The organism is Nocardia sp. NPDC058705, assembly GCF_042749305.1.
In the GTDB taxonomy this organism is placed as follows: domain Bacteria; phylum Actinomycetota; class Actinomycetes; order Mycobacteriales; family Mycobacteriaceae; genus Nocardia.
In genome coordinates this window covers 1-9,737 of sequence record NZ_JBHYRN010000036.1, presented here as the reverse complement: position 1 = coordinate 9,737, position 9,737 = coordinate 1, and the positions used below count along the sequence as shown (strand labels likewise).

The following is a 9,737-nucleotide window of genomic DNA, read 5'->3' as shown; positions in this document are numbered from 1 at the left end:
AGACTCGCGCCTGCGGCGCATGCGCTTCGAGCGCTAACCGGCGACCCGGCCGCGACCGGCCACTGCGTGGCCGCTGCTCCCTAGGGGTCGCAGGTTGGGGTTGGGTTGCGCGGTCGTGGTGGAACCGGGGTGTGCGGTGTGGCTGGCCGGCGACCCGGCCGCGACCGGCCGCTGCGTGGCCGCTGCTCCTTATGGGTCGCAGGTGGTGGTTGGGGGCCGCGGTCGTGGTGGAACCGGGGTGTGCGGTGTGGCTGGCCGGCGGGCGGGGTTCGGGTGGGCGGGTGCAGGAATGAGCTGGCGAAGCGAAGCGGTTACTGGCCGGCGGGGGGGAAGCCTGGGAGGACTACAGGGGGGAGGGTTGGGAGTACGACCGGGGGGAGGCCGGGGACGACGGTGAAAGTGTTGGGGCCTGTGGGTGGGGGTGCGGCGGTGGTTTCCGCGGGTTGGCGCGGGTTGGCCGGGGGTGCGGCGACGGTTTCGTGTTGGGCCTCGGTGGTGGGGGTGGGGGCCGAGGTCGGGCCGACCACGCTCGTCCGGGGCGGGGTGGACGCGGGGACGGCTTGCGGACCCTCGCTCGACGAACCGCTCTCCAGCACCTCGGGGCCGTAACCGAGGCCGAGGCCGATCGCGGCCAGGACCACCAGCGAACTCACCGTCAGCACGGCCACATTCAGTTCGCGACGGGAATGCGAGCGGTTGGTGAGCGCGCTCAGCGGGCGGCGCCCGCGCGTGGGCGCGGTGAGCCAGGCGGGGGTCGCGTCGTCGTGCTCGCCCATCGGGATCGGGGCCGGGGCGACCGGTGCCTGCTGGATCTGGGCGGGCCTGGCCAGCAGTGCGGCGCCGCGGGCCAACGCCGTCTCCGGCTCGGGAGGCACGATCACCGGCACCCCGATCGTGCGCTCGAGCACGCGCGCGATCAGCGGAATCCGGGCGCCGCCGCCGAGCACGAGGACCGCCTGCACCGGATGCTGTGCTCGGATGACGACATCGCGCGTCATCCGGGCCGACGACTCGATCGCCAGCATCATCAGCGATTCGAAATTCTCCTGCGTGAGCAGGACAAGGCCCTGCTCACTGGGTAACGCCACCGCGTTGCTGTTGGACAGCTGCTCCTTGGCGGCCCGGCACAGCCCGTCGAGCGCGGCCAGGCCCGCCGGGTCGGCGGGATGCGCGATCCGGCCGGAGGCGATCTGCTGCTCCCTGATCAGCGAATCCAGGTAATCGCCGCTGATATCGCTGATTCGCTCGCACTGGTACACATCGCTGGTGCGGGCATTGATCACACTCACCGTGAGACCCGAACTGCCCAGGTCGTACACGGCCAACGTGGACACTTCACGCATATCGGCAGTGGCGTGGGCGAAGTGCACGGCGGCAACGGCTTCGGGCACGAGCTGGTAGTTGGTGAGCTGGCGGCGGGCCATCGCGGCGCGCACGGCTCTGGCCTGGGGCTCGCTGCGGAAGGTGATGGTGGCGGCCGCCGGTGCCGCGCTCAGCGCGGCGGCGATCGCCTCGGCCGCGGCTTCCTCGGCCTGCTGCTCGGGCATCGAGATCGACTGCAGCTCGAATGAATACGGCGGAACGCAACCCTGCTGGTCACTGTGTTGTGGACGCGCAAGGCGCACCGTCCCGGCCCCCACCGATACTCCCAGAACCGAACTCATCCACTGCCCATCTCGTCTCGTGCTGCACGAAACTCGTCCAGACCCCGCTTGGCTCGCTACTTTACGGGGTACCGAGTCCGGCGTACACCCACCCGGCGCCGCGCCAGGTCGTGCTGTCCAAGCAGTTTCGACCGTCGATGATCGAACGGGACCGTACCACCGGGGCCAAGTCGGCCGGGGTCAAAGCGGTGAATTCGTTCCACTCGGTCAGGACCAACACCACATCGGCGCGATCGCAGGCCTCGGAGACCGAGGTGGCGTAGTTCAACGTGGGGAACACGCGGCGCGAATTCTCCACCGCCTTCGGGTCGTACACGGTGACGACCGCGCCGTGCAGCTGGATCATGCCCGCCACATTCAGCGCGGGGGAGTCGCGGACGTCATCGGATTCGGGCTTGAAGGCCGCGCCGAGGACAGCCACGTTCGCACCCAGCAGCGAACCACCGCAGGCGCGGGCGGCCATGTCGACGACCTTGGTGCGGCGGCGCATATTGATGTTGTCGACCTCGCGCAGGAACGCGACGGCGTGATCGGCGCCGAGCTCGCCCGAGCGGGCCATGAAGGCTCGGATGTCCTTGGGTAGGCAGCCGCCGCCGAAACCCAGTCCGGCATTGAGGAAACGGCGGCCGATGCGGGCGTCGTAGCCGAGGGCATCGGCGAGCATGGTGACGTCGGCGCCGGTGGCCTCACACACCTCCGAAACAGCGTTGATGAACGAGATCTTCGTGGCCAGAAAGGCATTCGCCGAAACCTTCACCAATTCGGCGGTGGCCAGATCGGTGAGCAGGAACGGGATCTCGGCGGCGAGGAGGTCGGCGTAGATCTCGCGAATGGTCTGCTCCACCCAGCCGCTGCGTTCGCGGGCGTGGTCGAGACCGAGGACGAGACGGTCGGGGCGCAGGGTGTCCTGCACGGCGAAACCCTCGCGCAGGAACTCCGGGTTCCATGCGACCTCGACATCGACGTTCGCCTGTTCGCGAGCCCGAATGCCAAGGGCCGCAGCGGTTCCCACCGGCACCGTCGACTTGCCGACGATCATCGCCGGACGTTCCAGCATCGGGGCGAGCGTATCCACCACGGCGTGCACATATTTCAGGTCGGCGCCGTATTCGCCCTTCTTCTGCGGGGTTCCGACACCGAGGAAGTGGACGTCGGCGTGCGCCGCGGCATCCTCGTACTCGGTGGTGAACCGCAGACGGCCCGCGGCGAGGTTGCGTTGCAGCACATCCTCGAGCCCCGGTTCGTAGAACGGCACCACACCGTCGGCCAACTTCGCCACCTTGCCGGGATCGACGTCCACCCCGACCACGTCGTGCCCCAACTCGGCCATACACGCTGCATGCGTGGCTCCGAGGTACCCGGTTCCGAAGACTGTGCATCGCATAGTTCTGTTGGTAAGCGGCGCGCGTGGCTACGCCGCGTCAGCGAGGCAAGAGGGGGCGCAACATCTGGTGTACAGGGGGAAACGCGAGGTTTCGCAGTTGGCGCGCAGCGGCTCTACCTGCGGTGATGTGATTCTGGTCGGTGCACGGTTCGGATCGTTGGCCTGCATTCCCTAGCATTCGCATATGCGCCGGATCCTGTTCGCCACGGGTGGATTGCTGGTCGCGGTGTTGATCGCGGTGGTCGCGCTGTGGCCGGTGTATGTGCGGCCGCGCACGGATGCCGTGCGGGCGGCCGACGCGATCCTGATCCTCGGGGGCGCGCACGACGGGCGTGAACAGCTCGGGCTGCGGTTGGCGGCGCAGGGGTACGCGCCGCGCGTGCTGGTCTCCAACCCCTACGAGCACAGCCCGATGGTGAACCGAATCTGCCACGGGGGCTACAGCTTCGAGGTGATCTGCTTCGACCCCTCGCCACGCACGACTCTCGGCGAGGGACGCGAGCTGGCCCACCTCGGTGCCGACTGGGACCGCGTCATCGTGGTCACCTTCACCCCGCACATCTCCCGTGCCCGCTACATCCTCGGGAAATGCTGGGCAGGCGAATTGCTGTTCGTCGACCCCCGCCCCCACCTGTCACCGGCGCGCTGGGCCTGGGACTACGCGTACCAATCGGCGGGATATGTGAAGGCCTGGTTCGCGGACTGCTGACGGGGTGTCGCACGGGCTGGTTCGCAGCGGGCGCCGATACCTTTGAACGAAATCCCGAGTGTGGAGGAGCTGTCGATGGTCGATCGTATGCGCCGGGCCCAACTCGATGAATGGGGCAGCCCGGAGGTACTGCACGTCGTCGACGACGCTGCTGTGCCCGAGGCGTACCCGGGTCACCTACTGCTCGAGACGACATCGATCGGGCTCAATCCCGTGGACTGGAAGACTCGTGCCGGCTCGGGTGTTGCCGACCAGCTCCCGGCTTCGCGGCCGCTGGTACTCGGTTGGGACATCGCGGGCACGGTGGTGGCAACCGGGCACGATTCGACCGGGTTCGAGGTCGGGGACACGGTTTTCGGGATGGCCGGGTTCCCTGGCCTCGGCAACGCGTACGCGGACTATGTGGCGGTGCGCGCGATCGACGTCGCGCACGCGCCCACCGATGTGGACCCCGCGGAACTGGCAGGCACGCCGATGGTGTCGCTGACCGCCTGGCAGGCGCTGTTCGCCATCGCGGAACTCGTTGCGGGACAGCGGGTCCTCATCCACGGCGGGGCAGGCGGCGTCGGCCACATGGCCGTGCAGTTCGCGGTGAACGCGGGGGCCACGGTCTTTGCCACAGCGGGTCCATCGGACCAACAGTTCATCACCGAACTCGGCGCAAGCCCGATCGACTACACCAAGGGCGACTTCGCCGACCACATCGACAAGGTCGACCTGGTGCTCGACACCATCGGCGGCAAGGTCTTCACCCGCTCCCTCGACGTCATCGCCGACGGCGGCCGCATCGTCACCACACCGGACCCCAGCCAGCTCGACATCGCACGCCGTCGCGGGATCCGCGCGGACTGGGTGTTCGTCCACCCGGACCAGGCGCAGCTCACCGAAATCGCCGCGCTGCAGTCGGCGGGCAAGATCCACACCCGCATCGACCGCCGATTCACCCTCGCCGAGATCGCCGAGGCGCACGCCTACGGGGAACAGGGCCGCGCACACGGGAAGATCGTGGTCACGCCTCGCTAGGCGTCAGGTAGATCTCAGCGTCACGTGCCGCGCATTCCTTCAGGAGACAAGGCGGTGTCGTGGACGCGAAGGTGTCAGAGCATGTTCGCGACGACGTGGCGGCCGACGACTTCGAGCGTGGTTGTCTTGGCACATTGCGGCGTGACGTTCGGTGCGCCGACGCTCGCGGTGACGGTTCCTGATATGCGGGACGGCGATCGGTGCTGACAGCAGTGAGGCGCGGGTTCCGGGGAAACCGCGCCTCACTGGGTGTTCAGGGTGTTCAGTTCTTGCGGCCGGGAGCCTTTGCGCCGGACTTGAAGCCGAGGCCGCCTGGCTTGGCGGTCGGCGGGGCTGCCGGGGTGCCGTTGCCGTTGGTGGGATCGGCCTGAGCGGCCGGTTCCGCCGCGGGGGCTTCCGGTTCGGACGGGGATTCAGCCGGGGCGGCGGGCGCCTCGGACGGTGCGGCCGGAGCCGCGGCGGTGCCGGGGGCCTTCGGGCTGGGGCGCTTGAGGCCGGACTTCATGGCCAGGCCCTTGGCGGGTACCGAGGGCTTGGATTCGGTGGGTGCCGACGCCTCGGTGGCCGCGGTGGATTCGGCGGGGGCCGAAACCTCGGGGGTAGCTTCGGCGGCGGTTGCCGGAGCTGCTGGTGCCGCGGGCTTGGCGCCGGGGGCCTTGGGGGCCGGGCGTTTCAGGCCGGACTTCATGGCCAGGCCCTTGGCGGGTACCGACGGCTTGGACTCGGCGGGGGCCGAAGCCTCGGTGGCTGCCGAAACCTCGGGCGCTTCAGCGGGGGTCGCCGCCTCGGCCGGAGCCGCTGCGGGGGTCTTCGCACCGGGGGCCTTGATGCCGCCCTTCATACCGAGGCCGCCGGGAGCCTTTGCTCCACCCTTCATGCCCAGACCCTTGACCGGAGCGGCGGGGGCGGCGGTGTCAGCGGCGGGGGCTGCTTCGGCCGCGGGAGCCTTCGCACCGGGGGCCTTGGCGCCGCCCTTCATACCGAGGCCACCACCGGGGGCCTTTGCTCCGCCCTTCATGCCGAGGCCCTTGGCGGGCGCGGCAGTTTCGGGAGCTGCTTCGGCGGCAGGAGCTTTCGCACCCGGAGCCTTGGCTGCGCCCTTCATCCCGAGTCCGCCACCGGGAGCCTTGGCTGCGCCCTTCATACCCAGTCCGCCACCAGCGGGCGCGGCCTTCGGAGCGGCTTCGGTCGCGACCTCGGCGACCACCGGTTCCGGCTCGGGCTCGGGTTCCGGCTCGGCCTTCGGCTCCTGGATGACGACCAGATTGGCCGACAGCTGCTCGGCATCGATACGGGTGATCGAGTCCAGCATCAGCTGCGAGACGTCGACGACCTCGACACCCTCGCCCTGGCCCTGCTCCTGACGTGCGGTGACACCGTCGTTGAGCATGACGCGGCAGAACGGGCAACCGGTCGCGATCTTGGTCGGGTTGGTGGACAGTGCCTCGTCCACGCGGTCGACGTTGATGCGCTTGCCGAGCTGTTCTTCCATCCACATGCGGGCGCCACCGGCACCACAGCACATGGAACGTTCGGCGTGACGCGGCATTTCGACCAGGGTCGAGCCCGAGGCTTCCATCAGCTCACGCGGGGCGTTGTAGATCTTGTTGTGGCGGCCCAGGTAGCAGGGGTCGTGGTAGGTGATCTGCTGCGAGACCTGCGCGACCGGGACCAGCTGCTTCTGGCGCACGAGGCGGTTGAGGAGCTGGGTGTGGTGCACGACCTCGTAGGTGCCGCCGACCTGGGGGTATTCGTTGTTCAGCGTGTTGAAGCAGTGGGCGCAGGTGACGACGATCTTCTTCTTGGACTGCTCGACGCCTTCGAACACCGAGTTGATGACCTCGATGTTCTGCAGGGCCAGCTGCTGAAAGAGGAACTCGTTGCCCGCGCGGCGAGCGGAGTCGCCGGTGCAGGTTTCCTCGGCGCCCAGGACCATGAACTTGGTGCCCGCGGTGGCGAGGAGTTCGGCGACGGCTTTGGTGGTTTTCTTGGCGCGGTCTTCGTAGGCGCCGGCGCAGCCGACCCAGAACAGGTATTCGTAGCCGTCGAAGCTGTCGGCGTCTTTACCGAAGACGGGGATGTCGAAGTCGACTTCCTTGATCCAGTTCAGGCGGTCTTTGGAGTTCTGGCCCCACGGGTTGCCCTTGTTCTCGAGGTTCTTGAACAGGCCGGCGAGCTCGGAGGGGAACTCTGATTCGATCAGGACTTGGTAGCGGCGCATGTCGATGATGTGGTCGACGTGTTCGATGTCGACGGGGCACTGTTCGACGCAGGCGCCGCAGGTGGTGCAGGACCACAGGACCTCGGGGTCGATGATGCCGCCGAGTTCCTCGGGGCCGACCAGCGGACGATCAGCCTCGGCACGCGCGGCCTCGGGGATCTTGGCCAGGGCGGCCTCGTCGGGCTTGCCGTCGGCGTCGACCAGACCGATCTCATCGCCACCGGCATCCTTGCGGCCACCGGCCAGCAGGTACGGGGCCGAGGCGTAACCGTGGTCGCGCAGCGACATGATCAGCAGCTTCGGCGAGAGCGGCTTACCGGTGTTCCAAGCGGGGCACTGCGACTGGCAGCGGCCGCACTCGGTGCAGGTGGTGAAGTCGAGCCAGCCCTTCCAGGAGAAGTCCTCCATGCGGCCCGCGCCCAGGTTGTCGACCTCGGGGTCGACGTTCTCCATGTCGAGAACCTTGCCGTTGGAGATCATCGGCTTGACCGCGCCGAGGGCGACGCTGCCGTCGGCCTCGCGCTTGAAGTAGATGTTGAAGAAGGCCGAGAAACGGTGCCAGGCCACGCCCCAGGTGATGTTGCGGCCGACCAGGTACAGGAAGGCCATGCCCGACATCAGCTTGATGAACGCGAAGATCGACACCATGGTCGGGCTCGCGGGCAGCAGCTTGGCGATCTGCATGGTGAAGAAGTCGGTGGAGGCGTGCCCGTTGCCGTAGGTGGCGATCTTGCCCGCCTTGACGAAGATCATGCCGAGGCCTTCCATCAAGACGATCGTCTCGATGACATAGGCGGGCGCCATCTTGGAGCCGCTGAAACGCGACAGGCGTTCGGGGATACGCGGGTGGTTCAGCTGACGGATGATGATCAGCGCGCCGATACCGACCACGGTGCCGATACCGAGGATCTCGTCGACCAGGTGGTAGATCGCCCAGTTGCCGATGATCGGCCAGTGGAACGAGCCGTCGAAGGTCTGGCCGTAGGCCTCGAACCACAGGATCGCGCCGAGGATGAAGCCGGTCATCACCAGCCAGTGCGCCCAGCCGACGGTGCGGAACTTGTTCATCCGCGTGTGCGCCGCGACCTCGATGAACATGTGCTTGAACCGGGGGAAGAACGGTCGCCAGCGATCGGGAGCTGACTGGCCGATGGTGATGGCCTTGCCGATGTTCCAAGCGCCGCCGATAAACGACGCCCAACAGAACAGGCTGAGCACAGCTCCAATCGTGCCCAACGTGATAGTCAGGGCATTCATGTCGCGACCTTTCTTTCGAGGCAACACGCGGGTCTGGGTGAGGAGACCTCACCCGGTTGGACGTATCGTAACTGCCACTAAGTTACCGGCCAGTAACTAATGCTGTCCACCGTAGGATCGGCATTTGCGCTCTGACCTTGTTTACTGGGACTTGACCTGCGGATTGCTTGTGAGCAATATCACAAAAATGTTTGCTGCGGGGTTCCCGAAGCGCCTGCTGAACACCGTAAACCGTGCGTGAACTGCGGCGAAGCTAAGGTCAGGCTTACATGCCCCCTGAAATGTGGTGTGGCTTCCGGCGTTTCGGTCCATTAGGCTCCAGCTGTTCTGCATGTTGTGCCGGTCTTCACACTGCTCGGGGAGAAGTAGGGGACATCTCATAGAGATCCCTACTTGACGAGTCTCGCGTGTCGCTCGATCGCACTACACCGCACCACACCTGATGAATGGAACCTGAATGAACTTCCGTAGGGCTACTACGGCTGCCGCACTGGTAATCGGGGCGATGACCGTGGCCATGGGCACTGCTCATGCCGAAGAGGCACCGCAGGACATCAAGTACTCGGTCAAGCTGGTCGACAAGACTGTCGTCGCGACCGTGAAGAACGGCACCTTCTCGATCATCGAGCAGGACGGCGAGACCCCTGAGGCGCCCAAGACCAAGGTTGCCGAGATCAAGGACACCCGCGGTGACGTGGTTGTGGCCGTACCGATCGCCTTCTCCTACAACGGTGCCGAGGTTCCCACCAAGGCCGAGGTCGTCAACGACTCCACCGTGCTGCAGCTGACCCCGGAGAAGCCTGCCGGTGTCGACATCTCCGCCGATCAGCAGGTCGGCGTCAAGCCGGTCCTGAAGGCGGCGCCGATCGCGTCGGCTCAGGAGAACCAGAAGGCGATCAACGACTTCGCCGGCAAGTTCAGCATCGGTACTGCCATCGGCACCTTCGTCGGTTCCGCCATCGGCGCGGTCGTGGGCTGCATCGCGGGCGGCATCGCGGGCCTCGGCGCCTTCTCGCTTCCGCTGTGCGCTGGCGGGATCGTGGGTGGCGCTGCCATCGGCGGCGTCGTCGGGATGATCGCCATCGGTGGCCCGACCATGATGGTCGCCGGCATCGAACTGCTGAGCGTTCTGCAGGCTGCTGACGGCACTTCGGTGTGGGCTGACAAGCCGAAGCCGGTTGCCGCTCCGGCTCCGGAAGTTGCTCCGGCTAACTGATTGGGCTTGTAGCTCAACGGTTTCTGCGTGAGGCCTCGCTCCTGATGGGAGCGGGGCCTTTTGCTGTGTGTGGGGTGTGTGTGGGGTTTGTTGGTTGGCGGTCCCTGGCGGGGTTGTGTGGCAGGGCTTCGGGGTTTGAGTTGTACCGGGTGGTTTGACGCTGTGTTTGTTGGAGCGCTGGCGCGCTCGAGTCGCGGCCCCGAGGGGCCGCCGGTTAGCGCTCGAGACTGGCGCCAGCGGGGCAATAGCGTGGAGCCCAAAAA

At 67.0% G+C, this 9,737-nt stretch carries 6 protein-coding genes; 3 read left to right on the top strand and 3 right to left on the bottom strand.

The annotated features are described in order from the left end of the window. Positions 1-311 precede the first annotated feature (311 nt). Positions 312-1,664, bottom strand: coding sequence for an Hsp70 family protein (locus tag ACFW6D_RS28750; RefSeq protein WP_379333240.1), 1,353 nt, complete (start codon positions 1,662-1,664; stop codon positions 312-314). A gap of 61 nt (positions 1,665-1,725) precedes the next feature. Next, complete coding sequence (locus tag ACFW6D_RS28745; RefSeq protein WP_379333238.1) at positions 1,726-3,048, bottom strand: UDP-glucose dehydrogenase family protein; 1,323 nt, start codon at positions 3,046-3,048, stop codon at positions 1,726-1,728. A gap of 184 nt (positions 3,049-3,232) precedes the next feature. On the opposite strand from ACFW6D_RS28745, the gene ACFW6D_RS28740 reads away from it, so the two are divergent. Together ACFW6D_RS28740 and ACFW6D_RS28735 are read left to right on the top strand one after the other, a co-directional pair. Further along, positions 3,233-3,757 carry a YdcF family protein gene (locus tag ACFW6D_RS28740; protein WP_379333236.1) on the top strand — a complete coding sequence of 175 codons (525 nt, stop codon included), beginning with the start codon at positions 3,233-3,235 and terminating at the stop codon, positions 3,755-3,757. Between the two features lie 75 nt (positions 3,758-3,832). Continuing rightward, entirely contained in the window at positions 3,833-4,780 is a 948-nt protein-coding gene (locus tag ACFW6D_RS28735) for an NADP-dependent oxidoreductase (protein WP_379333234.1), read from the top strand. Positions 4,781-5,042: 262 nt separating this feature from the next. Here the strand turns inward: ACFW6D_RS28735 and ACFW6D_RS28730 are convergent, their stop codons facing one another. Next, entirely contained in the window at positions 5,043-8,258 is a 3,216-nt protein-coding gene (locus tag ACFW6D_RS28730) for a (Fe-S)-binding protein (RefSeq protein ID WP_379333232.1), read from the bottom strand. 457 nt (positions 8,259-8,715) lie between these two features. Between ACFW6D_RS28730 and ACFW6D_RS28725 the strand changes: the two genes are divergently transcribed. Continuing rightward, entirely contained in the window at positions 8,716-9,474 is a 759-nt protein-coding gene (locus ACFW6D_RS28725; RefSeq protein WP_379333228.1) for a hypothetical protein, read from the top strand. Positions 9,475-9,737: the final 263 nt, after the last annotated feature.